Here is a 25900-nt window from a genome sequence, read left to right as displayed (position 1 = left end):
CCGTCACCATATTCTGGTCCGATATATGCTCGGCGTATATATGGGGATACCGCCTGCTGCAAGCTAAACGGCGGGAATCACGTGGCAGATCAGTTAATCACTGATTGCATTTCGCGGCGCTAAAGGCGCGACTGCGGCCAGTATATCGCAGTTCGGCGGCGTGCCGATCGCTACATCACTATTCGATGAGCCGACGCATCTCGCTGGCTCCGGCCTCTGCAAGTTCGCGGCTCGCTGCGGCCACGAAGTAGGGATTGAGGAACTTCAGTTCCCCCTTGCCATAGCGCATGGGCGCGCCATCGAGCGTCAGGACGGCTCCGCCCGCGGCTTCAAGCACGGCCTGGCCTGCGGCGGTATCCCATTCACAAGTCGGGGTAAATCGCGGGTAAAGCTGTGCGTCGCCACGGGCCAACAGGCAGAACTTGAGCGAGGACCCGACCGAGACATCACTGTCCACGTCCAGCGTCCGACAAAGTTGTTCCAATGCCGCATGGCCATGGCTTCGGCTGGCGACTATGCGTGGTTTCGCCTGCAGCCCGACCTTGATTACGCGTCGCTCAACGACAGCGCTACCCAGTATTCTGCCGGCCCAAGCGCCTCTCTCGTCACCCACGAAGATCTCGCTGCTCGCCGGGGCGAGCACGACCCCCATGGTCGGCCTGCCGTGTTCAACCAGCGCGATATTGACAGTGAATTCGCCGTTGCGCTTGATGAACTCCTTGGTGCCGTCGAGCGGGTCGACGACGAAATAGCGCTCGCCCAGTTGCGGAATGATCCCGGCCGCCACGCTCTCTTCACCCAGTACGGGCAGCCCTGTGCCTTTGAGGTGTTCGATGATCACCGCTTCCGCCGCGGCGTCGGCCTCCGTGACCGGCGAGCCGTCTTGCTTGGTGACCACGTGGATGGGCCGATCATAAACCGCATTGATGACGTCAGCGGCGGCAATGGCGGCGCCGACGGCAAGGTCGGTCAGGGAAGGGGCGGTGGCCTCGGACATCATGCCGACTTCCCCTTTGCGATTGTCACGTCGAGCCCGAGGTCAAGTGGCGTTGCGCCCATCGTGATCTGGCTGGTCGAGATATAGTCCACGCCGGTTTCAGCTATCGAGCGAACTCTGTCCAGCTTGACGCCACCGGACGCTTCCAGCTTTGCCCGTCCGGCATTCATCTTGACCGCCTGGCTCAGCAGATCATTGTCCATATTATCCAGCATGACGATGCGCGCTCCGGCCGCGAGCGCCTCTTCCAGTTCGGCGAGCGTCGTCACTTCGATCTCGATCGCCACTAGATGCCCGGCAAACGCCTCCGCGGACTTGTAGGCCGCTGTCACGCCTCCGGCGACGGCGATGTGATTGTCCTTGATCAAGATGGCGTCGTGGAGGGCAAAGCGGTGGTTGGCGCCACCGCCGCATCGCACGGCATATTTCTCGAAGGCGCGCAGGCCCGGCGTTGTCTTGCGGGTGTCGCAGATCCTTGCCTTCGTGCCGATAATGGCGTCGGCATAGCGACGTGTCAGTGTTGCTATGCCGCTCAAATGATTGAGGAAGTTCAGCGCGACGCGCTCGGCCGACATGACCAGCCGAGCGGGACCGGCGATCTCGGCCACCACCTCGCCAGCGCTTACCCGGGCGCCATCGGCGAGCTTGGCGTCAAAGCGCACTCCCTCACCCACCAGCCGAAAGGCCGCGGCCGCAAGCTCAATACCCGCAATTACACCAGGCTCGCGCGCCGAAAGCGTGGCCGCAGCCCATGCGTCTGGTCCCAGCGTTGCCTGGCTGGTCAGATCGCCCGCCAGGCCGAGATCCTCTTCAAGCGCCGCGGCCACGGCGCGCTCTACCGCTAGGCGGGACAATTGGGCAGGCAATGCAGTCATGGTAGCTCACCGCGAGAAGGGACTGGCCCGTGCTTTACGACGCGTATGGGGCACTGACAACCGCGGGGAGGGGTACGCTTTTGTGCCGCGGCGTCCTATCGCAGCAAACTCTGCCCCCCATCGATCCACACTGGGCTCCCCGTGACATGCCTTGCTGCATCCGAAACCAGAAAAGCGATGACATCGGCCACATCCTCGGCCTTGCCCTTGGCGCCACCAGTTAGGGGGATGTCCCCATCGGGAAACTCCACGGCAATGCCTGCTTCATCGCTGCCGCGGTGCTCGGTATTGTCTTCAATGTCGCTTTCAATAGCCCCGGGGCAAACCGCATTGATGCGAATCTTTCGCTGCCCCAATTCCAGCGCCAACTGCTTGACCATGGCCAACTGCCCCGCCTTGGTGGCGGTGTAGGCCGTCGCTCCCGGCGAGGTAAAGGTTCGCGTGCCGTTAATGGAAGATACGACCACGATGGCTCCGCCGCCTGCCGTCTCAAGGGCAGGGACGGTGTGATGGATGGTCAAATAGGTCCCGCGCAGATTGACGGCAATCGTCTTGTCCCACTCCTCAGGTGCCAGATCGTCTATCGGGGCCCAGACCCCATTGATGCCCGCATTGGCGACCACGATGTCGAGCCGTCCAAAATGCCCCAGCGTCTCGGCCACCAGTTGCTTCATGCCGGCGTCGTCGGTGATGTCGCAAGTCGCCGCCCTGGCCTTGCCCCCACGGCGCTCGATCTCAGCGGCAGTGGCGTCGACTTCTTCCTGTGTGCGGCTGACAGCGATCACTGCCGCGCCTTCGCGGCCCAGTTTCAAGGCTGTGGCCTTGCCGATACCTGAACCGGCACCGGTCACCAGAGCCACCTTGCCTTCCAGAATTGCCATCGCTCGCGCTCCTTGTTGTCCAGAACGGGCAACGCGGCAGGCGGGAGATGGTTGTGCCCGGGAGGAGAAAAGGATTAGAGGCGCTTGGGGTGATCGGCCTCGATGATGCCATGCGTAAGGCTGCCGGTCACCGGATAGAGCGGGATCAGACAGGCCTGCAGCGCGTGATAGAGGTCCGGCTTGCCCACGAACAAGCGCGATGTCGGCACCAATTGTTCGGTGAGTTCGCTATGCCAGCCACCACGATCATGATCAATCACATGGTTCTCGGCGAAGTCCCACAGCTTGCGATACCAAAGCTGGTAGTAGTCATCACGATCATGCCCGCCGATATAGGCTGCTGCACCAATGGCTTCGGCTACCGGCCACCAGAGTTTCTCGCGCATGATCGGCTGGTTGTCCCAGTCCAGCGTATAGAAGAAGCCCCCATGGACCTTATCCCACCCCAGATCGATGGCCTGGCGGAATAGGCTGCGTGCGCTTTCAGTCATCCAGCTGTGCTCTTTGCGGCTCAGCACAAAAAGCTGGAAAAGCAGGCGTGACCACTCCAAGGCGTGGCCCGGCGTCGTGCCGGACGGACGGAACATTTCCGAGCCCAGATAGTCCTTGTCGAGCGTCCAGTCTTCATGGAAATGCTCGGCCACGCGATAGTCGAGCGTCGCCGCGTTTTTGTGGATGATCAAATCGGCAATTCTGGTCGCCTTGTTGAGATATTCGCGCTCACCCGTGGCCTCATAGGCTGCCATCAGAGCTTCGGTCAGATGCATGTTCGAGTTCTGGCCGCGATAGGTGCTAATCTGGCGCCAATCATTGCCGAACTCTTCCCGGACCGCGCCGATCTTCTTGTCCCAGAAGCGTTGCTCGATCACCTCAGTTACGTCAGCAATCACCTTGTCGGCCAGAGGATGACCGACCAGCTTGGCGCTGGCCCCTGCGAGCAAAACGAAAGCATGGCCATAGGCCTGCTTGCTGTCATCCACATAGCCATCGTCATCCAGCGACCAGACATAGCCGCCGTGCCGTTGGTCGCGATGCTTCTCCCACAGATAGCGCATGCCGTGATCGACGATTTCGTCCGAACCAGGCCGCCCGATCAGGCTGCCGATGGCGGCGCAGTGGACCATGCGCGTCGTGACGTGCACTTGGCGGACCGCGTTCTCGGGTGACAGCGGATGCCCGTCATCTGACAGCTCGAAGAAACCGCCCTTGGGATTGAGCGAAGAGGCCTCGAAAAAGTCGAACAGCCGGCTCGCCTGCGTCATCAGATATTGCCGGTGAAACGGCCGGCGCTGCCATGCGCCCCAATTGGTTTCGGGCAGTGTTTTGACGTTGGTGTCCAAGGTGTTCTCCCTACCGGCAGTTTCGGTCGACCGGTCTAGTTGGTCCGGGTTCTAGCCAATCTATGAGAACGTTGCAAATCCTGCTTGGGTGCCTTGGCCGGATCACGCACGCCGATACCAGTCTTCCACCCGCTTCACCTCCTCGGATGAGCCCAGAATGACCGGCGCGCGCTGGTGAATATCCGTGGGCTCCACATCCAGGATGTTCTGCCGGCCCGTGGTCGAACGTCCCCCGGCGCCTTCGACCAGCCAGGACATGGGATTTGCCTCGTACAGCAAACGAAGGCGCCCGCCTTTGCTCACGGTTTCGCTGTCGAGAGGATAGAGGAATATCCCTCCGCGCATCAGGATGCGGTGGATATCGGCCACCATCGACCCGACCCAGCGCATATTGTACCGCTTGCCGGCAGCACCAGTCTCACCCGCGACATTCTCGCGAACATAGCTTGTCGTTGCCGCATCCCAGAAGCGTTCGCGCGCAGTGTTGATGGCAAATTCGCCCGAGGTCGCCGGCACCTGAGCCGCGGCAAGGGTCAGCAGCCAAACGCCATTTGCATCCAGGGTGAAGACGCTGGTTGTGCCGGTGATACGCACCACCAAGCTCGCTGCCGGTCCATAGGCAATGTAGCCTGCAGCAAGTTGCGCCGAGCCTTTTTGAAGCAGCCCGCCAGCCCTTGGCAGAATCGAAAAGATCGTGCCCACAGTGACATTTACGTCGAGGTTTGAAGAGCCATCCAGCGGATCCGTCGCGACGATGAACCGACCCTGACTCGATAGGTCAACAGCCTCATCCAGTTCTTCCGATATCAGAATCGATACGGCCGAATTTGCCTTTAAGTGGTTCAAAACAATGTCGTTTGAGATCACATCAAGAGCTTTTTGCGCCTCTCCCTGCACATTTTCTGATCCGGCGAGGCCGGTCTGTCCAGCGATGGGTGCCTGCCGCAACACTGCGGCCAGTTCGGCGCCTGCGGCCGCCATCGACATGATGGTCTGGGCAAGGTCGGCATCATTGGTCTGTCTGTTCAGCCATTGGGCAAGATCGGTCATCAGGCGCTCTCCAGTGCTGGCTCCACAATCCCCAACCGTTCAAACCAGGCAAGGGCGACTTTAGGGGGATGTCATTGCTTCGGGGGCTAGCTCTCCCGAGCCAGGTCAGTGAGCAAACCGGCTGCGACGCTCAGACGTGAGACAGTTATACCGCCCTCGGTCATCTCCTTGACCGCCGCAACCGACCGCGCCAGCCCCACGGAGCGTTGTGCCACGAAGTCGTCAACGCTCCCCGCCTGCAGCACATCCGCTGCCAGATCACGCAGTGCCCGCATCAGATTGGCCAGCGCCCTGTCCAGCGCCATGCGGTCGAAGCGATCGCCCAGCACGATGGCCCGGCCATCCTCAATAATGCGGAAGAGATCGAACAGGCCGGCGACCCCGAAATAGGCTTTGGCCGCTGACAAAACGTCGACATTGCCGCGTTCGGCCACCAAAACGATATCGCTGGCATGACCAAGGAAGGGCAGGGCGCCAATGCGCCGCGCCAACGCCTCGGGCACCCCATGGTTCATCAGCCCGCTGACCCGCACATCGAGGGCCGATTGTTGGTCGGCAGGCAAAAGGCCCTTGGCTTCGTTCAATTGCATCACACCAGCCTGATGCCGGGCCACCAACTCGCCCAGCCCCGCCGTGACCGAGGCATTGCGCAGGAACCACAGCGCCTCCTGGCGCAACAGGGCCTCCACCTGTGCGTAGAGCTCCAGTTGCACCGAACCGGGCAACTCGCCGTCCAGCGCGTCAATCTGGGCATTGAGGCTCGTCAGGCCATACGCATCTCGTACGGCGGCATAAGCCAGTGCGACCTCGCCTGCGCTGGCGCTGGTCGCTGCCGTCAGTTCAGAGACAAAGGCCGGCCCGCCGCGGTTGATCATGGCATTGGCCAAAACCGTGGCGATAACCTCCCGCTTGAGCCGGTGGGTCTCGATCTGCTCGGGATAGCCTTCATGAAGCGTCTGCGGGAAGTAGCGGAACAGTTCACCGGCCAGATAAGGGTCATCGATGGCTGTGCCTGCCAACAGATCGTCGAATAGAGTGAGCTTGGCGTATGCGAGGATCACCGCGAGTTCCGGCCGCACCAGTCCCTTGCCACCGGCGGCCCGGCTATCGAGTGTTGCGTCGCTCGGCAGGAACTCGACCGCCCGGCTAAGCAAACCACGCTCTTCCAGTCCCTCTATGAGAACGCGGTGATCGGGCAATTCGGCCAGGCCTGCCCGCTCGGCCAGAGAGATCGCCAGGGTCTGCAGATAGTTGTTGCGCAGGCAAAGCGCTGCCACTTCCTCGGTCATCGAGGCGAGGAAGGCATTCCGCCTGTCCATGGGCAACTGCCCCGACGCAACCACCGAAGACAGCGCGATCTTGATATTGACCTCAAGGTCAGAGGAATTCACGCCGGCCGAGTTGTCGATCGCGTCCGTATTGATCCGCCCGCCATTGAGCGCATAGGCAATACGTCCACGCTGCGTTGCCCCCAGATTGGCGCCTTCGCCAACAACCTTGGCGCGTATCTGATTGGCCGTCACGCGAATTGCATCATTGGCGCGATCGCCCACCTGGGCGTCATCTTCCTCGGCAGCCTTGATATACGTGCCGATGCCGCCAAACCATAGCAGGTCCACCTGCGCGACCAGGATGGCGCGCATCACCTCATTGGGCGTCGCGGCATCGGCCTCCAACCCAAGCATATCCTGCATTTGCGGGCTGAGCGGAATGGATTTGAGCGATCTGGAAAACACTCCACCGCCCTGGGAGATCAGGCTCTTGTCATAGTCCTGCCAACTGGAGCGCGGCAGATTGAACAGCCGCTCCCGCTCCGCGTACCCGACCGCAGCGTCCGGGTTCGGATCGATGAAGATATCGCGGTGATCGAAGGCTGCCACCAGCCGGATCTCCCGCGACAGCAGCATCCCATTGCCGAACACGTCCCCGCTCATGTCGCCCACACCGGCGACAGTGAACGGTTCTTTCTGGATGTCCCGATCCATTTCGCGGAAGTGCCGCTTGACCGCTTCCCAGCCGCCGCGCGCGGTAATGCCCATCTTCTTGTGGTCATAACCCGCCGAGCCGCCGGAGGCGAAGGCATCGCCCAGCCAGAAGCCGCGCGCCGTGGCAATGCCATTGGCAATGTCGGAAAAGCTCGCCGTGCCCTTGTCGGCGGCCACGACCAGATAGGGGTCGTCGCCATCGCGGCGCACCACGTCGTCAGGTGGCACCACGATCCCATCGACCAGATTGTCGGTCACGTCCAGAAGGGCCCCAATGAAGACCTTGTAGCTCTCCCGGCCTTCCTCGAGCCAGGCCTCGCGCGCCATGCCGGCAGTGAGGCGTTTGGGCACGAAGCCGCCCTTGGCGCCCACCGGTACGATGACCGCGTTCTTGACCTGCTGGGCCTTGACCAGCCCGAGCACCTCGGTGCGGAAGTCTTCCGGGCGGTCCGACCAGCGCAGACCGCCGCGCGCGATCGCGCCAAAGCGCAAATGCACGCCTTCCACCCGTGGCGAATAGACCGAGATTTCGCGATAGGGCCGTGGCGCGACCATGCCCTCTATTCGGTTGCTGTCGAACTTGATCGCCAGCGCGGGGCGGCGCCGGCCCTGTTCGTCGCGCTGCCAGGCATTGGTGCGCAAGGACGCTTCGATCAGGTTCCAGAACCGCCTGACAATCGTGTCTTCATCCAGCGAGGTGATTTGGTCGAGCGCCGCGGCGATCGCCCCCCGCGCCAATTCCGCGGCACTGTCGCGATCTGCGATCTCCGGGCCATGCAGCGCCGCAAATAGGGCCACCAGCGCGCGGGCGGCTGCTTTCTGTGTCACTAGCGTCTGCGCAATATAGCGTTGAGAATGCGTGGTTCCGACCTGTCGCAAATAGCGCGACAGGGCCCGCAGCAGGGATGCCTCGGTCCACTCCAGGTCCGTCAGCGTTACCAGCGCATTGAGTTGGTCACTCTCCGCCTGGCCCATCCAGACGGCCAGTAAGCCTGCCTCCACGGCCTGTGCGCGCGCCAGAACGTCAGTTTCCGTTGCGTCGGCCAGCTCAACGACCATATCGTGCAGATAGCGCTCGACCCCGTCCCGCGGCACTATTGTATAGGTACGCTCGTCGATCACCCGAAAGCCGAAATGCTCGATCATCGGCACACGATCCGAAAGCGGAATGGCAGTGCCTTCATGGTAGAATTTCAGCCCAAGCGTGCCGTCAGCGCCCGTCCGGCTGACAAGGCGTATGGCAATGCCATCGTCGCCCAGGCCTTTGAACACCTTGATGTCGCGCAATGCATCATGGGCGTCATTGCGGCTTTGATAGGCGCCGGAAAAGGCCTGCTTCCAGTCGCTGACGGCGGACTGCTCCGTTGCTGCCGCCATCAGCATATCGGAAAAGTCATGCGTCAGTGCCTCAACGCCGGTTTCCAGAGCCCGCCGTTCAGGCTGTGGTGTCGCGCCGCCATTGCGCCCGATGATAACATGCAGGCGGACCAGCTCTCCCTCGGGGAAATGCGGGTAATAGGCCGAGACACGTCCGTCATAGCTATCGGCCAGATAGCGCGTGATCCGGGCTCGCACTGTGCCGTCATATCGGTCTCGCGGCACATAGACCAGGATCGAGACGAAGTTGTCGAACCGGTCGATGCGCGGCAACACCCGCACGCGGGGCCGGTCATAAAGCCCGGCAATGGCGGCGGCAAACTCGGACAGCTGCGCGGTGTCGATCTGGAATAGTTCATCTCGCGGATAGCTGTCCAACGCTCCAAGCAAGGTGCGGCCGGCATGCCCCAGTGGGTCGACCCCGGACTGGCGCATCACATCTGCGATCTTGCGCCGGATGATTGGCACCTCGGTGTGCGGTGTCGCGAGTGCCTGCGCCGTATAGTGTCCCACCACCCGCAACTCGCCACTCGCCTTGCCTGAAGCATCGAACAGCTTGATGCCGACATAGTCGAGATGCGTCCGTCGATGGACGCGAGCGCGGATATTGGCCTTGGTGATCAGCAGGGGCTCTGGTCCCTCGACAAAATCCACCAGTTGCGCCGTGCTTTCCACATAATGCGGGCCGCTGCGCAGCACCTTGAGGTTTTCGTCGCGCAGAATGCCAAGGCCGGTTCCAGACACGGGCTGCAATGCATCGCCCTCAAGCTGATACTCGCGCACGCCCAGAAAAGTGAAGTTGTGTTCGGTCAGCCATTCAATAAATCGTTCTGACTCGTCGCGCTGCCCTGCGCGGAGGTGGTCGAGTCCGTTGGAAGCTCGGCGCACCCGGTCCAGCATGGCCTGCCAGTCGGACACCGCGCGGGCCACCTCAACAAGGGTAGTCTGCAGCTCTTCAACCAACGCATCTATATCGGCGACCGGATCGCTCTGGATGTGCAGCATGCTGACGCTGTCACCCCCCTGCGGCACCACAGCGCCACTTGCCACATGCAGCACCGGGTGTGCGAACATGCGGATCGTCCCGCCCATGGCCCGGAGCGCGGCCAACGTGCTGTCCACTATAAACGGCATGTCTGGGCAGATGATATCGATGAGAAGCGGCTCACCTGGCGTGTTCGGGCGTGTCGCTTCTATCCGGGTTGCACCGCGGGGCGTGGTTGTGAGCCGTTCGTGGCTGGTCGTCAGGGCGTTGATCAGCCTGTCAGACTCGAGCTGTTCCAGATCGTCGGCGTCTGAGGCCAAAATTGCAGCCGCCAGCAGCCTCTGCAAACTGTCATTGCTCCCGGAAGCCGCCTTTGCCAGATCCAGCAAACGCGCCTTGACTATGTTGGTCATGCCCTGCTCCCCGTGACTCGCAGTGCTACCTTATGCACCTCAGATGACACTGTCTGCACTGCCTTAGTCGGCACCGCCAGATTCCCCGAAGCAACCCTTTTCATGAAAACGTCACAACTGGGCAAACCATTTCACGCCAGCCCATCCGGGAAGGTATTTACCTCTTGTTAAACCCTACTTAAATGATAGACTTTAGACAGTTTCGAAAGCAGGTCCTCACATGCCCAAACTGTCTCACTACGTATCGTATGCCGGACTGGTCGCCGCATTGTTGTTCGGCTTTCTGGTGACCGTTCACGCCGGAGCGATGGTCTGGTAGGCGCACCCCGGCACCATGATCCAAATACAAATGGCGGCCAGTTGGCCGCCATGTTCGTTTTTAGGTGGTATGGTGGAATGTCTAGTGCACTGTCGCCGGTTCGATGGGCGTGGCCGGGCCGTCTCCGACCTTTGGTCCTGCCCAGAACACCACATAAAGTAGGTCGTGGCCGGCAGCGTCCGTGATTTCTATGGAACGGGGGGCGTCCATTTCCCCGCCTTCGCCTGCGACCTTCTCAATAATGGCACGACCCATTTCCGCAGCGGTCTGTTCGGCGGCATCAAGATCGGCATGATCGCTCCCCGCTTCGTCGCGGATCAGCTTCTCTTCGGTGCGGTAGTGAAAAAAATATCGCGGCACAATTATCTCCGTACTCGGAGGGGAAACGTCGTTAGGCCGGCAGAAGTTGCCACAGTTCGATCTGCATGAAAGTGCCACCGATGGTCGAGTCAGTCGACCCCGCGCAGGTAACGGTATCCGTGCCGATGCCAAAGCAGGGGGGCGGTTCCGGTGTTCGTTTCCGCTTCGATGATCGCGCCGGCGAACAGCACATGCGTGCCTGTCTCCATCGCGCCAATGACTTCGCAATCCAGCGCGGTCACCGCGCCATGCAGCATCGGCTGGCCGGAGGGCCACGTACCCCATTGGCCGACATTGAACCGTTCCGGCGGTTTCACTCGACCGGCAAAGGCGTCGGCAACGGCTTCTTGTCCGGAGCCAAGCATGGCCAGGGAAAAGCTGCCGGTCTTGGCAACAATGTCGGCGAGGCGACTGACGATATCAATGGAAACCAGGATGGCCGGCGGTTGCGCCGAGAGCGACATCACCGAGGTCACCGTCCGCCCTATGCGCTCGTCGCCACGCCGCGCGGTCACCACGTGAACGCTGGACGCGAGGCCCGACATGGCCGATCGGAACTCTGAATCACTGATGGCGGGTCGGCGCAGGGCCATCGTATCGGGCAGTTCGAACTCGGGCATAGGGATAGTCATGGTGGAAAGTCGCCATTAGTGCAATGCGGTCGGGCAGTCCGGAGAGGGCGTTGCCTGTTGAGGGATACGACGTTTCACCCGGCTTGGTTGCAGAGGTTCTTGCCAGCGCCTGAACCTCTGCAGCATCTCAAACCGGGTCACCCCAGATTGGCTTCGGCGAATTCGTAGTTGGCGAGCTTGTCGAGGAAATTGCTGACATAGTCGGGTCGACGATTGCGGAAGTCGACATAATATGAGTGCTCCCAGACGTCTAGGCCCAGCAGCACCTTGCCCTCGCCAGTGGCCAGGGGGTTGGAACCATTGGGAGTCTTGGTCGTCTTGAGCTTGCCGTCCATGCCGAGGACAAGCCAGGCCCAGCCCGATCCAAACTGGGTGGTCGCTGCGGACTTGAAGCTGTCCTTGAAGGCGTCAACGGAACCGAAATCTTCTACAATCTTGGCTTCCAGCCTACTCGGCAACTGGCCACCCGCGGGGCTAAGGGCCTGCCAGAAATGGATATGGTTCCAGTGTTGTCCGGCATTGTTGAACACCGGGGCAAGATCGGCCTTGTCCTTGGCGAAGGCCACGATGTTTTCCAGCGACTTGCCGGCCAGCTCGGGCATTTTTTCCACGAAGCCATTGAGCGCCGTCACATAGGCTTGGTGGTGCTTGCCATGGTGCAGTTCCAGCGTTTCCTGGCTCATGCCGTTGGCAGCCAGTGCGCTGGCAGAATAGGGCAGGGTGGGCAGCGTGAAGGTCATCAAGCGGGTCCTTTCGCATTCGGCTTGCAAGTTGAGGCAAGCTGGAATAATTTCCAAGCAATGGCTTTGAAAACCCTTCCGAACGATATGTCAAGTTTGGCCTTGGAAAATACTGCGTGGTCGCCGCGCAGCCCGGGCGAGCGCATTCTGATGGCCCTCAAGATGCACGGCACTTTGTCGGCAGCGAGTTTGGGAAAGCAACTCGGCACCACCAGCGAAGCAGCTCGCCAGCAATTGTTGCGCCTGGCTGACGAAGGCCTGGTGGAAGCGCATAGCGCGGCTGGTGGAGTCGGCCGTCCCACCCAACTGTGGAGTCTGGCGCCCGCGGCCCAGGCCCGCTTCCCTGACACGCACGCTGCCCTCACGGTGCAATTGCTCGACATTGTGCGTGATCATCTGGGCGAGGAGGTGCTCAACACCATCATCACCGCTCGCGAAACTGACACACGGAGCGCCTACGAAGTGGCAGTCGGGTCGGCGGCTGACCTCAAGTCCAGGGTCGCCGCGCTGGCCCATCTGCGCAGCCAGGAAGGCTATATGGCAGCCTGGTCCGAAGAGCCCGACGGCTCGCTTATGCTGGTCGAGAACCACTGCCCGATCTGTGCGGCCGCAACGGCCTGTCAGGGTTTCTGCCGCGCTGAACTGGAGGTGTTCCGCTCTGTGCTCGGCCCCGAGGTTACGGTTGAACGACAGGAGCATATCGTATCCGGCGGGCGCCGCTGCACCTACGCGATCAGGAGCATCGACGATGCCGCCCGATGACCGGCCTCCATTGGGCACGCAATTGCACCGCATCGGCTGGGACACTCCCGACGGCCTGAACGAGGTGATGATCCGCAGCGTGGTCGAGGAGTTCTACGCTCGTGCGCGCCGCGACGATGTTATCGGCCCGATCTTCAATCGCGTCATTTCTGAACCTGAGTGGCCCGGCCATCTCGACAAGATTGCGGATTTCTGGAGTTCCATGCTGCTCGGATCAGGCCGTTACACCGGTCGCCCCATGCCCAAGCACTTGGCTATTTCTGAACTCTCAGACATCCATTTCATGCGCTGGCTGCGGCTGTTTCGCGAGACCGTCGAGCAAATATGTCCGCCCGCAATCGCGGCCCTCTTCATCGAGCGCTCCGAGCGGATCGGCAATTCGTTCCGAATGAACATTTCCATGCGCCGGGGCGATGACATCACCACCATGGGGCCACTCCGGCGCGAGGCCGCCCCGGTTTGGAAGCCCGGAGACTGACAATCTGCAACGCCCATACCGATGCCTTGGAACCTTCTGCCTCTCTGCTGCCTTGGCTGAGAGGGAAGGAGATTGGCCATGGCAACTGTGGTGCGTTTGTCGCAAGAACAGATCGACCAGCTTCTCGACGAAGCCGATAACATGGAAAAAGCGCTCAAGAACCTGCATGAGGAACTGGTAGAGGTGGGAACCCCCAGGGACACGATCTCCCGTTTTTCCCGCGTCCATGATCGCTTTACGTCTATCGTGACGTTTCTGCGCCGTCAGCGCGAACTGGGCGCCTAGACAAGCAAGGCGGCTCCGGCCGCGACGTTTCTCTCGCAGGTCAGCACCCCGTTGACCACGGTCAACCGGGCCTGGTGGATGGCCGTGCGCCGAGCTGCGACATCAGGTGGGCCCTCTGTCTGGACACGCTCGTCCCACTCAGGATGGGTGAAATAGTACATCGCTGCATGGTCGCCATTGACCACCACGTCTGCGTGACGGGCATAGCGCTGATCCATCGGATTCGTCCCCGGGTCATCCGCGATGAGCCCTTGCCGCGTCCAGTGCAGCGTATCGTCTGACCGGTAGACGGCCTGTCCGCGCCATTCATCGACGATCAGCCAGTAGTGGCCGCCGATGTCAAAGACATTGGGGCCCTCATGGGGCGGCGCATCGGGCGAACCGGGCAGCACCAGACCCTCCAGCGTCCAGTTCATCATGTCGGGGCTGGTCGCGCTCCAGGTGCTCGACCCCTGAGCTTCGTCCTTGTACCACATGCGCCACTGACCATCGGGACTGGGGAAGACGCAGGCGTCGATGCAATTGCTGCTGGAAAGTTTGAGCGGCCCCACTCGTGTCCATGTCTCCAGGTCGGGGCTGGTGAAATGGACAATGGTGCGCGGCACCTTCCAATGCGTCGGCGTGCCGGTGATGTAGCTGAGGAACATGTGATACTGCCCCTCGGCGAACACCACTTCTGGCGCCCAATGCGTGTTGAGACCGTCATCACCCGGGGCATCCAGGCCTTTGACGGTACCCCGATAAGCCCAGCTCGCGCCCCCATCCTGTGACACGGCAACCCCGATGGGGGAACCATGAATCCAGCCAAAGCCGGGTTCATCGACGCTGGCCCGACGATTGGTGTAAAACATCCACCATTCATCGGTGCCCTCGCGCCTGACGACCACGGGATCGGCCGCGCCATCCTCGATCGGATCACGAAAGATCGGTGCGCTCATGCGTACACCCGCACGTGCCGTCCGTCTGGGCGCTGGATCAGCTGACCGGATTGTCCAACGCTGTTATTGGCTTGATCCAGCATGGTCGGATCGGTGCCGAGCTTGCCGGCGCCGGCATCGTCGGTGGAGAGCACCGACGCCTTGAGCAACCTTGAATAGGGGTGTTCGGGGTTCTCCAGAACCGTGCGCGCATCGCCCATTTCGACGATCCGGCCCCGTTGCATGATGATGATGCGGTTCGAGATGTAGTAGGCCGTCGCCAGATCGTGCGTGATGTAGATAACCGATACCTTGAGATCGTCCCGCAGGCTCTTGAGCAGGTTGACGATGCTCATGCGCAGCGACGCATCCACCATCGACACCGGCTCGTCAGCGATCAGTAGCGGCGGGTTGGGGATCAGCGCCCGGGCGATGGCACAGCGCTGCAACTGTCCCCCGCTCATCTCATGGGGGAACCGACCGCGTACCTCCTTGAGGCTCAGGCCCACCTTGTGCAGCGCGTCGTCCATCGCCTTGTCGATGACAGACTTGTCACTCGTGTCCAGGAACCGTCGCGCCGTGCTTTCGAGATATCGTTCGATCTGCTTGAGCGGGTTGAACGCTTCGAACGGGTTCTGAAAGACCGGCTGCACATGGCTCATGAATTTCAGGCGCTCGGCGCGTCCCGCGTGCCGATCCACCTTTTCACCGCGAAACAGGATGTCCCCGCTGCTGGGATCTTCCAGCCCCAGGATCATGCGGGCGAGTGTGGTCTTGCCTGAACCGCTCTCCCCGATAATGGTGAAGATTTCCGGGTTTTCGGCACTGAGCGAGAAGCTGGCGTCCATCACAGCATCAACGGTCTTGCGGCCAAAAATACCGCCCATGGTGAAACGCTTCGAGACGTTGCGAACATCGAGCAGAGTGGTCATGCCATTACTCCTGCAGGTGCCGATACATTGACCAGAGGCTCGACATCTTTCCAGCGCCAGCAGGCGGTCCGATGGTCGGGGCCGACCACTTGCATGGGCGGCACCTCTTTGCGGCATTTGTCCACGGCAAGCGGACAGCGCGGATGGAACCGGCACCCCTGCGGAGGATCGGCCAGGTTCGGCGGGCGCCCGTCAAGGGCAGGGCGCTGCTGGGTGTCCCCGATGCGCGGCAGGCTGGCCACCAGATGGGCGGTATAGGGATGCTTGGGCGCGAAGAACATGTCGCGCGTCGGTCCTTCCTCGACCAGCCGGCCAGCATAGATGATGCCCACCCGGTCGGCCACATTGGCATGCACGCTCATGTCATGGGTCACGAACACCACAGAGGCGCCCATTTCCTTCTGGATGTCGCGGATCAGGCTCAGCACTTCCTTCTGCACCACCACGTCGAGCGCCGTGGTTGGCTCGTCGGCAATGATGAACTCGGGGTGGCATACGGTGGCCAGACCGATGGTCACGCGCTGACGCATGCCGCCGGAAAGTTCATGCGGGTAAGCCTTGAGCACATCGGGCGGCAGTTTCAGCCGCGCCAGATGATTGATCACCCGTTCCTCGAACGCTTCGCCCTTGAGGCCCAATGGGCGTTGCGCAAAGTCCTGGAAGGTCTTGCCGATGCGCCGCACCGGATTGAGCACGCTCATCGAGCCTTGCATGATGTAGCTCAGATGCTTCCAGCGCACCGCCTCGATCTGGGCAGGAGAGGCATGCGCGACGTCTATCGGCCCGTTCTTGAACTCATATTTTACCGTGCCCTCGATCACTCGGAGCGGCGGCCGGATCGCGGCAGCCAACACCTTGATGAAGCTGGTCTTGCCCGAGGAGCTTTCGCCGGCAATGCCGTAGACCTCGTTGCGCCGCATGGTCACGGTGATGTCGTCGACGGCGCGCACTTCGCGTCTCACGCCGAAATAGTTCATCTGGTAGTAGGCCTTGAGGCCTTCGACCTTGAGAATTTCAGTCTTTTCCTGGGTCATGGCTCAGGCTCCCATGCGGCGCAGTCGGCTGCGCGGGTCGATATATTCGTTCATGCTCATTGCCAGCAGGAACAGGCCCAGGAAGGTCATGACGATCAGGATGACCGGGATCACGAGCCACCACCAGACACCCACCACCATGGCGGAGTGGCTATTGGCCCAGTACAGAACGGTACCGATCGTTGGATTGTTGATATTGGTGAAACCCAACACGGCCAGCGTCACTTCCATGCCGATGGACCACAGCATGTTGTTCATGAAGGTGGCGAACACGATTGGCATCACATAGGGCAGGTGCTCTTCGACCAGCACCTTGCGCGTACTCATGCCCGCAAAGACCGCGTGGCGGGTGAATTCGCGGTGCTTGAGCCCCAGCGCAACCGAGCGGATCAATCGAGCATCGAAGGGCCAGCCGAAACAGGCCAGGATCAGCGCCATGGTGAAGCTGTCCATGTTGTTGCGCAGCACAAAATAGAACAGCACCAGGATCGGGAAGATCGGTACGGCCACGAAGATGTCGTTGACGAACATCAGCACCCGGTCGACCCAGCCACCGATGTACCCCGCAGCCAGCCCGACCGTGATCGAGATGATGCGGCTTAGAATGGCAACGGTAATGCCGAATTGCAGGCTGTTCTTGAACGCCGCCGAGAGCTGCCAGAACAGTTCCTGTCCGCGCGAATTGGTGCCGAACCAGTACTGTGTAGACGGCGGCTGATCGGGGGGCGCCATATAGATGAGGGACGGGTCCATCGGGGCGAAGAAGGACAGCCCGGCAAAGACCACCATGATGCCGACCAGGATCAGGCCAATGGTGAATTCGATGTTGTAGCGGACGAGGTCGCGAAATACGGAAAACATGGCGACTACTCCGCCCGAACGCGTGGATCGAGCAGCGGATGCAGCATGTCCACAATGAAGATGGCGGTGGCGACGGCGGTGATTGAAACCGTGCAAACGGCCAGGACGGTTGAATAGTCACCGGCATTCACGGCATCGACCAACAGCGACCCCATGCCTGGGTAGTTGAAGACCTGCTCGGTAATGATCGTGCCTGAAAACACGCCGCCAATGACCATGGCCAGCGCCGTGATCTGCGGCACCAGCGCGTTGCGCATCACATAGCTAGCGACAACGGTATTGCGCTTTACGCCAGCCAGCTCGGCATAGGTGACATAGTCTTCCGTGACGATGTTACTGACCAGCGCGCGCATGCCGATGAACCACCCGCCAAGTCCAACCAGGACCAGCGAGAAGGCCGGCAGCAGTGAATGCTGCAGGACCGAAAGAATGAAGGGCAGGGTCCAGCTGGGGCGGACATCCATGGCAAACCCGCCCGAGATGGGTAGAACCGGCCAGAGAAATCCGAAAATGATCAGGATGATAAAGGCCACGATATAGTAGGGGATCGGCTGCAGGCCCATGGCCAGGATGCCAAACGCCTTGAAGAACCTGTTGTTCTGGAAATAGCCCGCCAGGCCGCCCATCACATTGCCGATGACGAAGGTAATGAAGGTCGAGGTCAGCAGCAGGCCAAGGGTCCATGGCATGCTGCGCATAACCAGTTCCATTGCCGGGGTGGGAAAGGCCATCAGCGAGGCGCCAAGATCCCCGCGCAGCACCCGCGTCCAGAAATTGAAGTATTGAGTCATCATCGGCTGGTCGGTGCCGAACATGGCGGTAAGCGCCTCGCGCGTCGAGGCAATGGCGTCCGGAGAGAGATTGGAACGTGATGCCAGACGCCCCAGAACCTGCTCGACAGGATCGATGGGTGATAGATAGGTCACGAAGAACATCGCGGAAACGCCGAAGAAAATCACTGCAATCAATTGCAGTAGTCTCTTTCCCGCAAACCAGAGATATGAATGCATTCGGGGCCAATCGTCCTTCAATTTCAGCTGCCAACGTGTCTCGATGGGGGCAACGAGAGCGAACACTTCTCCCCGCACGGGGAGAAAAAGGGTGGCCATAAAACGAAGACAGTCACCCCGATGCGGCTCACCGCTTCTCAGACCGGCCATCACGACCGATATGAGAAAAGGGGCGCACCGGTGGGCGCGCCCCTGCGTGCGACCCGATATGCATCGGGCCGCCGGGAGGCTGCTAGCTCGCCCCTTCGACCGGGGAGATCTGGGTGAAGATATAGCGGCCGTTGGACCAGTTGGTCACAGGGTTGGCGTAGTTGTTGTTCGCGTCGGGCCAGCCGGTCCAGAACCGGTTCGACTGGATGGAGAACACGTTGTACGCCATGATCGGAATGTTCGGCATTTCTTCGAGGTGCAGTTTCACGAAGTCGTGGCCGTATTCGATGCCCTTGGGATCGTTGAAGTCGATGCCTCGGATCTTCTCGATGATTTCGTCGAGACGCGGATCTTTCCAGCGCATCCAGTTGCGATCCGGCTGCGATTCACCTGGCTCGGCAACATAGGCCGAGTGGTAGCTGTCCATGAAGAAGCTGAGGTCAGGGTGACCGCCCCAGGTTTCCACGGCCCAGGCAATGTTGACCTCGTAATTGCCAACGCGCTGACGGCCCCAGGTATCGGCATCCACTTCTGCGGTGGCGCCAACCCCGTTCTGGGCCCAGGTCTGGGCGATGATAACACCGAGACGGTTGACCACGCCTTCCTGCGGCACCATGACCGAGAATTCGAACGGCTGGCCGTCCGGCATCATCCACTGGTTGCCGTTCTTGGTGAAGCCGGCCGCCGTCAGCAGTTCTTCGGCAGCCGGAATGTTCTGCTTCCACCAGCCATAGCCAAAGGCATTGCGAACAGCTTGCTCGTCACTCGGCACAGCGTCACCGAATTGCGGGCGCACCATGTCAGCAATCTGCAGGCCGATATCGGGATCATACGGCTTGACCTTGGAGGTGCCGGTGTCGATCTCGTAATCGATCAGGAAGTCCTGCAGAGGCGCATGATAGTCGCGCGGATGCGTGCCGGTCGGCGGGACCGAGATCGCCGAGAGCGTGGCCGCACCGCGATAGGACGCCATCGACATGGCGCGCGCGTCGAGCATGAGCGCCAGGGCCCAGCGTACGCGCTTGTCCTGGAACTTGGGATCCTGGTGATTGAAGATCGCCATCACCAGCGTAGGATCGGGGTGGGCATAGGGGAAGCCCGGGAACCAGCCCTGGATCTGGTCGTCCTGCTGCACAACCGAGAACGTGCCTTCCGGCGTCAGGTCGTGGACCATGTCGAGATTGCCGTTGCGGATCTCGATCAGGCGATTGTCGGTGGAAATGTTGTTGCGATAGATGATGTAGCGCGGCTTGGGCTCGGCAATCATGCCCATCGCCGTGCGTTCCCAGTCCTCGCGCTTTTCCCAGATATACCAGGTGCCGTTCGGATCGAACGAGTGCAGCGTGTAGGGGCCCAGTGAGACCGGCGGGTTTGCCTCATAGCTGAGGATGTCTTCGACATTCTCGTAGATATGCTTGGGCATGATCCAGGCGGCTGTCCAGCGCACCGAGAACAGGGTGTGGAAACGGGAATTGGGCTTGTTGAGCTTGAAATGTACCGTGTACTTGTCCGGCGCGGTAACTTCGGCAACCTGCACCGAGAAGGCGCCATTATAAGGTGTGCCAGGCGTAGAGGCCTGCTTCTGGACGGTGAACACCACGTCGTCTGCGGTGAACTCGACGCCGTCGCTCCAATAGATGCCCTGCTTGAGCGGCACCGTCATTTCAGTGAAGTCTTCGTTGTACTGCCAGGTATCGGCTGCCAGCGAGTTATAAACGGCGTTTTCGCTGGCCCCTTCGATGCCGGCATCGGGGTCAATGAACCAGAGCGTGTCGGTCGTCAGATTGTGCAGGCCGTTACTGGTGCCGTTGCCGGCGCCGACGGCCCAAAGATTGAACCAGCCTGGATTGCGGATGATGCCTTCGGGGTTGTGAACGATGACCGTCTCGCTGCGCGGGAACTGGGCCAGGTCAGGCACGGAACCTTCTGCTTCCTGCGCAACTGCAAGACCCTTGCCCGCTACCATCAGCGCACCGACGGCCGTCGTGCCAATCAAAAAACTGCGTCTATCCATTGATTTCCTCCCGTTGCGAGGCGCCGATTTGCACCTCCTTCGCGAGGATCCTCAGCCTCGCGATAAGTCATACTTAACTAGGGGCGGTAGGCTGTCAATGTGTTTTGTGATGTAAATCCAATACCATGATACAAAATGCGGTGAGGCCCGCCTTTCGGGGGGCGGGCCTCATGAATATGCCTGTCGATGACCGCTCATCTGACGGTCCAGGAGTGTGTCGAGCGTTCAGATTTTGACCCGCACCATCTGGTAGGAATAGGGCGGCAGAACGACGGACAGCGTGTCTCCATCGACCTTTGCACCGCTGCCTTTCTTCGGTGCAACCTCTTCCTGGTTCTTGGCCGTGTTTACGGCCTTGAGATCAGGATGGGTCATCACCTGATGGTCGATGATCGTGGCATTGGCGAAGCCCTGCAGGCTCACTTCGGTCTCGATGCTTTCGCTCGTGTGGCGATTGACGAGGAAGAAACTCAGCGTGCCATCTTCCTCGTTGTGAACGCCGGAAACATCAACAAACGCGGTGTTCTTGTCGTGTGTTGTTTCGTAGCCGGGCGAGTTGGTGACCAGTTGCAGCGCCGTGCCGCGGCCGTAGACCGAAGCAAAGTAGTAGGGGTAGTAGATGGTCTGCGCCCATGCCGGGCCGCCCTTTTCGGTCATGATCGGCGCGATCACGTTCACGAGCTGGGCAATACAGGCAATCTTCACCACATCGGAGCGGCGGATGAAGGTATTAAGGATCAGCCCCACCATCAGCACATCTTCGAAATTATAGATGTCCTCAAGCAGGCCCGGCGCATGCGGCCAGCCGTTATTGCCCTCCAGGATCTCGCGATCCTTCTTGTTCGAATGGTACCAGACGTTCCATTCGTCAAAGGAGATATAAACGTCCTTCTTCGACTTCTTCTTGGCCTTCACCTGCTTGATGGTCGCGGCGACGGTCTCGATATAGGTATCGAGCTTCTCGGCCAACCCAAGGTAATTGGGTGTGTTGTCATCGCGATTGGCGAAATACATGTGCAGCGAGATATGATCGACATGATCATAGGTGTGCTCGAGCACGATGCGTTCCCAATCGGGATAGCTGGGCATGTCCGAGTTGGACGAGCCGCAGACGATCAGTTCGAGCGACTTGTCGAACATGCGCATGGCGCGAGCCGTGTTGGCAGCCAGCTTGCCATACTCGTCGGCATCCTTGTGGCCGACCTGCCAGGGGCCGTCCATCTCGTTGCCCAGGCACCACATCTTGACGTTCCATGGTTCCTTGCGGCCGTTCTTGATGCGCAGGTCGGACCAATAGGAACCGCCAGGATGATTGACATATTCCAGGAAGTTGCGGGCGTCATCGACGCCGCGCGAACCCAGATTGACCGCCAGCATCATCTCGGTGCCCACGGTGGCGCACCAGTCGGCGAATTCGTGAACGCCCACGGCGTTGCTTTCCGAGGTGTGCCAGGCCAGATCGAGCCGAACAGGACGCTCTTCGCGCGGGCCGATGCCATCTTCCCAGTTATAGGCAGAAACGAAGTTGCCGCCCGGATAGCGCACCACCGGAACGTTGAGCTTCTTGACCAGATCGATCACATCGCCGCGCATGCCGTCCTTGTCGGCAGTCGGATGATCTGGCTCATAGATGCCTTCATAAACTGCCCGGCCCAAATGCTCGAGAAAAGCCCCATAGACACGATCGTCGATTTTAGAGATCGTGTAATCCTTGTTGGCAATGACGGACGCCTTCACCGGCCCCTCCCACTAATTCCGTTTTTCTGATTTGTATCAGTAAAGACGTTTTAAGCGATGGCGCCTTGCCTGCGCAAGAACAAAAATATGATTTTTGGCCGAGCGCGATTGCGCTCCGCTGAACGGCGAGATTAGCGCGGAAGTCGAGGGCGAGGATAAGTCAGGGCGCGGTTTGCAGCCGGAGGATAATGTCCTGGTCGTAATTGCCGAAACCGCGGCCGAATATATTGATGCCGCCGGGGTGTTTGGCATCGGGCTTGACCGCGATGCGCAGCCGGATCGAATGGTGATTGCCCAGGTCGAGGTCGTGCAATGAGACCGGTGAAATCTTCATCCCATCCACATAGGTCCCGTCCATGGTCACGCGCCAGCTTTTGAGTTTGCCGTATTGGCTGCCCTTGAGCTTCCACCAATCGGGCGTGTAAACACCGCGCTTGTCGCCGAAATCGCCGGTTGAGAGCCAGGTGCCGATCTCGGTGCCATTCACCGACAAGGTGATGTCGCTTGGCCAGTCCGCCGAGGTGCCGGGGACTTCCGAGCTCAATTCCAGCATGAACTCCATCGATTCAATGGTGTTCTGGGCCAGCTTGGCATTGTTGGGGAACTGATATTCGAGGTAGCCGCGCGTGAACCAGATCAGCCCCGCCTTCATGCGGTCGGGATCGAGAAAGGTGTCGGGCACGTCGAGCAGCCCGATAATGCCGTCGCTCGAGCACAGGCCACAAGGGGCTGATACGTCGCAGCTGGTGTAGAGCCCCAGCGGCATGGACACTTCGATCGTGTTGGCACGGAGTGGCTCGATGTCATCCTTGAACATCACCAGCACTTCATCGAATGTCGAATGGCAAATCTTCTGATTGCCCTTGCGTGCCTTCTGCGTCTCGGTGCGGATCAGTCCCGCACTCTCCAAAATCTGCAGATTTGTCGATACGGTCGACTGCGGCAGTCCAAGCTTTTCGGCGATGTCATTGCCATTCATCGCGCCTTCGACATGCAGTAATTTCAGCATCTTGACGCGGATCGGCGAGGCCAGGCCCTTGAGCACGTCAATGCCTTCTTCAGGGTCGATAACCAGGAAATTGCGGCTCATGCTGATACGGTGCTGCCTAATGGATCAAAATGGAAATGTGTATCAGCAAATCTGAACCAATCAACCCGCCAGCTGCCGCATCCGCCTGTGTTTCCGAAAATCCGGTCCATTGGCTTACGACTAAGGCATAACTTCCCTTGATAGGTCAGAGCTGTTCTTGAGAAGCTTTTGCGGCGTGGGGTGCAAACTGGCGCGGGACCGTGCCGCTCCGCAGATGGGAGAGAGTGATGTCCGACGAAAAGGCTGCCAACCTGCGCGAGGCTGCGCTGTATTTTCACGAGTTCCCCAAGCCGGGGAAGCTGGAGATTGTAGCCACCAAGCCGCTTGCAAACACCCGCGACCTCTCGTTGGCCTATTCACCCGGGGTGGCCACCCCCTGCGAGGAAATTGCCGCCAATCCGGCCGACGCTTACAAATACACCTCCAAGGGCAATCTGGTCGCCGTGATTTCCAACGGTACGGCTGTGCTGGGGCTGGGCAATATCGGGGCGCTGGCGAGCAAGCCGGTGATGGAAGGCAAGGCGGTCCTTTTCAAGAAGTTCGCCGGCATCGACTCGATCGATATCGAGGTCAATGAACAGGACCCCAAACGCTTCATCGAGATTGTTGCGCCATTGGAACCCAGCTTTGGCGGCATCAACCTCGAAGACATCAAGGCACCGGAATGCTTTGAGATCGAGGAAGCGCTGCGCGAGCGGATGAATATCCCCGTCTTCCATGACGACCAGCACGGTACGGCCATCATTGTGGCCGCTGCCGTCATCAACGCCATGCGGCTGGTCAAGAAGGACATCGCCAAGGCCAAGATTGTCACTTCCGGGGCAGGAGCGGCCGCGATTGCCTGCATGAACATGTTGATTGCCGTTGGTGCAAAAAGGGAAAACATCTGGATTGCCGACTCCAAGGGGCTGGTGACCAAGAAGCGGGATAATTCGGTGGACCGCTGGCGTGGCGCCTTTGCCCAGGACACCGACGAGACAGAGCTGAGCGCCGTCATGGCGGGGGCGGATATCTTTGTGGGCCTCTCCAAGGCCGGGGCGCTCAAGCCCAACATGATGAAGGACATGGCGCCCAATCCGCTGATCCTGGCGCTCTCCAATCCCATTCCCGAGATCATGCCGGAACTGGCCAAGGAAGCGCGGCCCGATGCGCTGGTCTGCACGGGGCGCTCGGACTATCCCAACCAGGTCAACAATGTCCTCTGCTTCCCGTTCCTGTTCCGTGGCGCGCTCGATTGTGGCGCCACCATCATCAACGAGGAAATGAAGGCGGCCGCTGCCCATGCCATCGCCAAACTCGCCCACGAACCGGGCCTCGAAGCGACCGCGCATGGTGTGCCGGCGATCTTCGGGCCGGACTATTTGATCCCCAATCCCTTCGATCAGCGGCTGATCTTGAGAATTGCGCCGGCAGTGGCCAAGGCGGCCATGGAGAGCGGAGTCGCCACCCGTCCGATTGCCGATTTCGATGCCTACAGCGATCAGCTTCGCCGCTTTGTCTTCCGCTCCGGCCTGGTGATGAAGCCGATGATCGAGCGGGCACAGGCGTCGGGCCAGCGCATCGCTTATGCAGATGGCGAGGACGAGCGCGTGCTGCGCGCCGCACAGGTCATTCTCGAAGACGGCATCGGCAAGCCGATCCTGATCGGCCGCCCATCGGTGATTGAATCGCGATTGGAACGCTTCGGGCTAACCATCCGGCCCGGCACGGATTTTGAGGTCATCAACCCCGAAGACGATCCGCGCTATCGCGACTATGTCGCCGACTTCCATGCGCTGGTTGGGCGCAAGGGCGTCACCCCCGATACCGCCAAGACCATTGTGCGCACCAACACCACTGTGATTGGCGCGCTGGCCGTCAAGCGCGGCGAGGCCGATGCGCTGATCTGCGGATTGCAGGGGCGGTTCATCAAACATGCCCGCGACATCCATTCGGTGATCGGGGTGGCACCGGGGGCGCAACAACTTTCGGCCCTGTCCATGCTGATCCTCAATCGCGGGGTATTCTTCCTGGCCGATACCTACGCCAATATCGACCCCACCGAGGACGAGCTGGTCTCGATTGCCCTGCAGGCCCGTGACCACCTCAAGCGCTTCAACATTGAGGCCAAGGCCGCCTTGCTGAGCTATTCCAACTTCGGTTCCCGCGACGGCGAAACCAGCGAAAAGATGCGGAAGGTCTATGATCGGCTCAAGGCCGAGGCGCCGGACCTGATGGTCGAGGGCGAAATGCAGGGCGATCTGGCGATCAATGAGAGCCTGCGTGAGCGCTATATTCCGGACTCCGTGCTCAAGGGCGAAGCCAATTTGCTGATCTTCCCGAACCTGGAGGCGGCCAATCTGTCCATGACCCTGCTCAAGGAGATGAACAATGGCCTGCATATCGGCCCTATCCTGATGGGCACGGCCCAGCCTGCGCACATCCTGGCGCCGACGGTGACCAGCCGTGGCATCGTCAACATGACGGCGATTGCGGCAACGGAGGCAGCGGGGTAGGGGCGAGCAAAGGCGCCGCCCGGCCTCTCGGCTTGCGGATACACGGTGACGAACGGCCAGCGGCCCAGAAAGATGAACGTTCAAGGGCAAGAGCCACTGGCCGTTCGTCACGGAAACACGGATTTTCCACGGGTCCGGATTCAGGCGGTACCGTTATTGCAGGTCCGGCTGCCGAGCTTCT

21 protein-coding genes are annotated in these 25900 nt (G+C 60.4%); 4 read left to right on the top strand and 17 right to left on the bottom strand.

Translation table 11 applies throughout. The annotated features are described in order from the left end of the window. Nucleotides 1-178: 178 nt before the first annotated feature. The 9 genes from cysQ to ACE4RL_RS14915 form a co-directional block, all read right to left on the bottom strand. Nucleotides 179-1000: a 3'(2'),5'-bisphosphate nucleotidase CysQ gene (gene cysQ, locus ACE4RL_RS14955; protein ID WP_375597901.1), complete on the bottom strand. Its 822-nt coding sequence runs from the start codon at nt 998-1000 to the stop codon at nt 179-181. Next, a complete protein-coding gene (nadC, locus tag ACE4RL_RS14950; protein ID WP_375597900.1) occupies nt 997-1872 on the bottom strand; it encodes a carboxylating nicotinate-nucleotide diphosphorylase in 876 nt (291 codons plus the stop codon). The genes cysQ and nadC overlap by 4 nt, the downstream gene beginning before the upstream one ends. Before the next feature lie 95 nt (nt 1873-1967). Further along, complete coding sequence (locus tag ACE4RL_RS14945) at nt 1968-2753, bottom strand: SDR family oxidoreductase (protein ID WP_375597899.1); 786 nt, start codon at nt 2751-2753, stop codon at nt 1968-1970. A 74-nt stretch (nt 2754-2827) separates the two neighbouring features. Further along, nucleotides 2828-4015 (bottom strand): AGE family epimerase/isomerase, encoded by a 1188-nt coding sequence (locus tag ACE4RL_RS14940; protein WP_375600293.1) that lies wholly within the window; start codon nt 4013-4015, stop codon nt 2828-2830. 180 nt (nt 4016-4195) lie between these two features. After that, nucleotides 4196-5143, bottom strand: coding sequence for a class 1 fructose-bisphosphatase (locus ACE4RL_RS14935; RefSeq protein WP_375597898.1), 948 nt, complete (start codon nt 5141-5143; stop codon nt 4196-4198). Between the two features lie 86 nt (nt 5144-5229). Next, the gene (locus ACE4RL_RS14930; protein WP_375597897.1) at nt 5230-9903 is read right to left on the bottom strand and encodes an NAD-glutamate dehydrogenase; all 4674 of its coding nucleotides are present in this window, start codon (nt 9901-9903) and stop codon (nt 5230-5232) included. Nucleotides 9904-10303: 400 nt separating this feature from the next. Next, nucleotides 10304-10582, bottom strand: coding sequence for a DUF6894 family protein (locus ACE4RL_RS14925; RefSeq protein WP_375597896.1), 279 nt, complete (start codon nt 10580-10582; stop codon nt 10304-10306). An 89-nt stretch (nt 10583-10671) separates the two neighbouring features. Beyond that, nucleotides 10672-11214, bottom strand: a complete 543-nt coding sequence (locus ACE4RL_RS14920) for a flavin reductase family protein (RefSeq protein ID WP_375597895.1) — start codon at nt 11212-11214, stop codon at nt 10672-10674. A gap of 137 nt (nt 11215-11351) precedes the next feature. Then, the gene (locus tag ACE4RL_RS14915; RefSeq protein ID WP_375597894.1) at nt 11352-11954 is read right to left on the bottom strand and encodes a superoxide dismutase; all 603 of its coding nucleotides are present in this window, start codon (nt 11952-11954) and stop codon (nt 11352-11354) included. Between the two features lie 150 nt (nt 11955-12104). On the opposite strand from ACE4RL_RS14915, the gene ACE4RL_RS14910 reads away from it, so the two are divergent. The 3 genes from ACE4RL_RS14910 to ACE4RL_RS14900 all read left to right on the top strand — a co-directional run bounded on the left by ACE4RL_RS14910 (nt 12105) and on the right by ACE4RL_RS14900 (nt 13479). After that, entirely contained in the window at nt 12105-12716 is a 612-nt protein-coding gene (locus ACE4RL_RS14910; protein ID WP_375597893.1) for a helix-turn-helix transcriptional regulator, read from the top strand. Further along, nucleotides 12703-13194: a group III truncated hemoglobin gene (locus ACE4RL_RS14905; protein ID WP_375597892.1), complete on the top strand. Its 492-nt coding sequence runs from the start codon at nt 12703-12705 to the stop codon at nt 13192-13194. Before ACE4RL_RS14910 ends, ACE4RL_RS14905 begins: the two co-directional genes overlap by 14 nt. 78 nt (nt 13195-13272) lie before the next feature. Beyond that, nucleotides 13273-13479 carry a hypothetical protein gene (locus ACE4RL_RS14900; RefSeq protein ID WP_375597891.1) on the top strand — a complete coding sequence of 69 codons (207 nt, stop codon included), beginning with the start codon at nt 13273-13275 and terminating at the stop codon, nt 13477-13479. Here the strand turns inward: ACE4RL_RS14900 and ACE4RL_RS14895 are convergent. The 8 genes from ACE4RL_RS14895 to ACE4RL_RS14860 form a co-directional block, all read right to left on the bottom strand. After that, the gene (locus ACE4RL_RS14895; RefSeq protein ID WP_375597890.1) at nt 13476-14417 is read right to left on the bottom strand and encodes a family 43 glycosylhydrolase; all 942 of its coding nucleotides are present in this window, start codon (nt 14415-14417) and stop codon (nt 13476-13478) included. The two genes, ACE4RL_RS14900 and ACE4RL_RS14895, sit on opposite strands and share 4 nt — an antisense overlap. Continuing rightward, a complete protein-coding gene (locus tag ACE4RL_RS14890; protein WP_375597889.1) occupies nt 14414-15328 on the bottom strand; it encodes an ABC transporter ATP-binding protein in 915 nt (304 codons plus the stop codon). Before ACE4RL_RS14890 ends, ACE4RL_RS14895 begins: the two co-directional genes overlap by 4 nt. Continuing rightward, nucleotides 15325-16362, bottom strand: a complete 1038-nt coding sequence (locus ACE4RL_RS14885) for an ABC transporter ATP-binding protein (protein ID WP_375597888.1) — start codon at nt 16360-16362, stop codon at nt 15325-15327. The genes ACE4RL_RS14890 and ACE4RL_RS14885 overlap by 4 nt, the downstream gene beginning before the upstream one ends. Before the next feature lie 3 nt (nt 16363-16365). Then, nucleotides 16366-17223, bottom strand: a complete 858-nt coding sequence (locus tag ACE4RL_RS14880) for an ABC transporter permease (protein WP_375597887.1) — start codon at nt 17221-17223, stop codon at nt 16366-16368. A 5-nt stretch (nt 17224-17228) separates the two neighbouring features. Continuing rightward, nucleotides 17229-18233, bottom strand: a complete 1005-nt coding sequence (locus ACE4RL_RS14875; protein ID WP_375597886.1) for an ABC transporter permease — start codon at nt 18231-18233, stop codon at nt 17229-17231. Nucleotides 18234-18465: 232 nt separating this feature from the next. Beyond that, nucleotides 18466-20397: an ABC transporter substrate-binding protein gene (locus tag ACE4RL_RS14870; RefSeq protein ID WP_375597885.1), complete on the bottom strand. Its 1932-nt coding sequence runs from the start codon at nt 20395-20397 to the stop codon at nt 18466-18468. Nucleotides 20398-20622: 225 nt separating this feature from the next. Beyond that, on the bottom strand, nt 20623-22134 hold the full coding sequence (locus ACE4RL_RS14865; protein WP_375597884.1) for an alpha-N-arabinofuranosidase: 1512 nt from the start codon (nt 22132-22134) through the stop codon (nt 20623-20625). A gap of 160 nt (nt 22135-22294) precedes the next feature. Continuing rightward, a complete protein-coding gene (locus ACE4RL_RS14860; protein WP_375597883.1) occupies nt 22295-23224 on the bottom strand; it encodes an ArsR/SmtB family transcription factor in 930 nt (309 codons plus the stop codon). A 227-nt stretch (nt 23225-23451) separates the two neighbouring features. Between ACE4RL_RS14860 and ACE4RL_RS14855 the strand changes: the two genes are divergently transcribed. Beyond that, entirely contained in the window at nt 23452-25719 is a 2268-nt protein-coding gene (locus ACE4RL_RS14855; protein ID WP_375597882.1) for an NADP-dependent malic enzyme, read from the top strand. Nucleotides 25720-25900: the final 181 nt, after the last annotated feature.

It is taken from the genome of Devosia polycyclovorans (assembly GCF_042181575.1).
GTDB classification, from domain to species: Bacteria; Pseudomonadota; Alphaproteobacteria; order Rhizobiales; family Devosiaceae; genus Devosia; species Devosia polycyclovorans.
Note: the sequence above shows the minus strand (reverse complement) of the source record. Positions and strands in the feature narration are given on the sequence as shown.

Coding starts and splice junctions, on each gene's coding strand:
- ACE4RL_RS14945 (WP_375597899.1), bottom strand. CDS start 2,753: ATGGCAATTCTGGAAGGCAAGGTGGCTCTGGTGACCGGTGCCGGTTCA.
- ACE4RL_RS14885 (WP_375597888.1), bottom strand. CDS start 16,362: ATGACCCAGGAAAAGACTGAAATTCTCAAGGTCGAAGGCCTCAAGGCC.
- ACE4RL_RS14880 (WP_375597887.1), bottom strand. CDS start 17,223: ATGTTTTCCGTATTTCGCGACCTCGTCCGCTACAACATCGAATTCACC.
- ACE4RL_RS14895 (WP_375597890.1), bottom strand. CDS start 14,417: ATGAGCGCACCGATCTTTCGTGATCCGATCGAGGATGGCGCGGCCGAT.
- ACE4RL_RS14890 (WP_375597889.1), bottom strand. CDS start 15,328: ATGACCACTCTGCTCGATGTTCGCAACGTCTCGAAGCGTTTCACCATG.
- ACE4RL_RS14930 (WP_375597897.1), bottom strand. CDS start 9,903: ATGACCAACATAGTCAAGGCGCGTTTGCTGGATCTGGCAAAGGCGGCT.
- ACE4RL_RS14855 (WP_375597882.1), top strand. CDS start 23,452: ATGTCCGACGAAAAGGCTGCCAACCTGCGCGAGGCTGCGCTGTATTTT.
- nadC (WP_375597900.1), bottom strand. CDS start 1,872: ATGACTGCATTGCCTGCCCAATTGTCCCGCCTAGCGGTAGAGCGCGCC.
- ACE4RL_RS14870 (WP_375597885.1), bottom strand. CDS start 20,397: ATGGATAGACGCAGTTTTTTGATTGGCACGACGGCCGTCGGTGCGCTG.
- cysQ (WP_375597901.1), bottom strand. CDS start 1,000: ATGATGTCCGAGGCCACCGCCCCTTCCCTGACCGACCTTGCCGTCGGC.
- ACE4RL_RS14940 (WP_375600293.1), bottom strand. CDS start 4,015: ATGACGCAGGCGAGCCGGCTGTTCGACTTTTTCGAGGCCTCTTCGCTC.
- ACE4RL_RS14905 (WP_375597892.1), top strand. CDS start 12,703: ATGCCGCCCGATGACCGGCCTCCATTGGGCACGCAATTGCACCGCATC.
- ACE4RL_RS14875 (WP_375597886.1), bottom strand. CDS start 18,233: ATGCATTCATATCTCTGGTTTGCGGGAAAGAGACTACTGCAATTGATT.
- ACE4RL_RS14860 (WP_375597883.1), bottom strand. CDS start 23,224: ATGAGCCGCAATTTCCTGGTTATCGACCCTGAAGAAGGCATTGACGTG.
- ACE4RL_RS14920 (WP_375597895.1), bottom strand. CDS start 11,214: ATGACTATCCCTATGCCCGAGTTCGAACTGCCCGATACGATGGCCCTG.
- ACE4RL_RS14900 (WP_375597891.1), top strand. CDS start 13,273: ATGGCAACTGTGGTGCGTTTGTCGCAAGAACAGATCGACCAGCTTCTC.
- ACE4RL_RS14915 (WP_375597894.1), bottom strand. CDS start 11,954: ATGACCTTCACGCTGCCCACCCTGCCCTATTCTGCCAGCGCACTGGCT.
- ACE4RL_RS14910 (WP_375597893.1), top strand. CDS start 12,105: ATGGCCCTCAAGATGCACGGCACTTTGTCGGCAGCGAGTTTGGGAAAG.
- ACE4RL_RS14935 (WP_375597898.1), bottom strand. CDS start 5,143: ATGACCGATCTTGCCCAATGGCTGAACAGACAGACCAATGATGCCGAC.